Source organism: Aliikangiella maris (assembly GCF_040719265.1).
GTDB lineage: Bacteria > Pseudomonadota > Gammaproteobacteria > Enterobacterales > Kangiellaceae > Aliikangiella > Aliikangiella maris.
Window position 1 is genome coordinate 1 of the sequence record NZ_JBFDAH010000114.1, and the last position, 1,048, is coordinate 1,048.

General features: G+C 37.0%; 2 protein-coding genes. Both read left to right on the forward strand.

Annotation, left to right across the window (positions count from 1 at the left end; all coding sequences use genetic code 11):
- Positions 1–129 precede the first annotated feature (129 nt).
- Positions 130–465, forward strand: a complete 336-nt coding sequence (locus ABVT42_RS22390; protein ID WP_353898165.1) for a hypothetical protein — start codon at positions 130–132, stop codon at positions 463–465.
- Between the two features lie 112 nt (positions 466–577).
- Positions 578–889 carry a hypothetical protein gene (locus ABVT42_RS22395; protein ID WP_353898166.1) on the forward strand — a complete coding sequence of 104 codons (312 nt, stop codon included), beginning with the start codon at positions 578–580 and terminating at the stop codon, positions 887–889.
- The last annotated feature ends 159 nt before the right edge of the window (positions 890–1,048 follow it).

The window sequence follows — 1,048 nt, forward strand, 5'->3', positions numbered from 1 at the left end:
TCTATAACTTATAATGTACTGGGTCCTAGTGGATCTTTATACCTTAGAAACTAAATTATAACCATACGCTTGAATTTAGCGTAAAACACGCGCAAATTCAGCTTAGCGTTAACTTAATAAGGAAAATTGATGAAGAACTTTATATTTGCATTAGTAGTTTTAGCTCTTTCTGGAGCGACTCTTGCGGCAAGTGATTCCTATACTGCAAAAGTGTCTCATATTAGAGTTGAAAGTACTTATGGTTTTATATCTATGGAAGGAACCTTGCCTTGGGCACAAGAGTTAAATTGCAGTAGTGAAAGAATATGGGTAGATCTGAAAGATGAAATTGGAAAGATTCAATACAATACAGCTCTATCTGCGATGGTCGCAGGTAAAAAACTATATATTCGGGTCCATACTGATTCAACTTCTATAGTGTATGGTGCTTGTAAGTTATACGATTTGGTCATCTATTCAAAATAAAAGTTAACAAGTAAAGGCAAGCGAAATAGACTACATTCGCCTGCTTAGGGCGTTATACACTCTTGAGGCTACTATGAGACTCTTGTCTATTCTATTTCTAATTGCGTGGAGCTTGAGTGCAAGTGGGACTGCATTTACTCTGGGAACTGGCGGATATTGGAAAGAAATATGTTCAGGCAAGCATGATGAGCTAGACGAAAAAGGAGCTTTGGCCTCATGTACTATGTTCATTTTGGGCTTTGAGGCTGGAGCAATATTACAAGCCCGTGAGAGTAAAACTACTCCTACACTTTGTCGTAGTCTTAATCCAAATAAGTTACCGGCGGAATACGTTACATTTGTTAATTCAAATAAGAAATATGAAGAAATGAATGTGTTAGATGTTTTACTTGAATTTACCAAAGACGATAAGTGCGATGTATAACAAGGCGTCGAAAAAAGACGCAAAACAAAAAGCGCGCTTTTTGACTTGGCGTTACACATAGGATATGGATAAACTAATTCGCGCGATTGAAGAAGCTCTTTTTACTTTGCCTGATTTTTATTGGCTCTATCCCTTAAATATGGCTCAGGCATTTTTATC

Bases quoted from the DNA above. Each gene is read 5' to 3' on its own strand.
- ABVT42_RS22390 (WP_353898165.1), top strand. From the start codon at position 130: ATGAAGAACTTTATATTTGCATTAGTAGTTTTAGCTCTTTCTGGAGCG.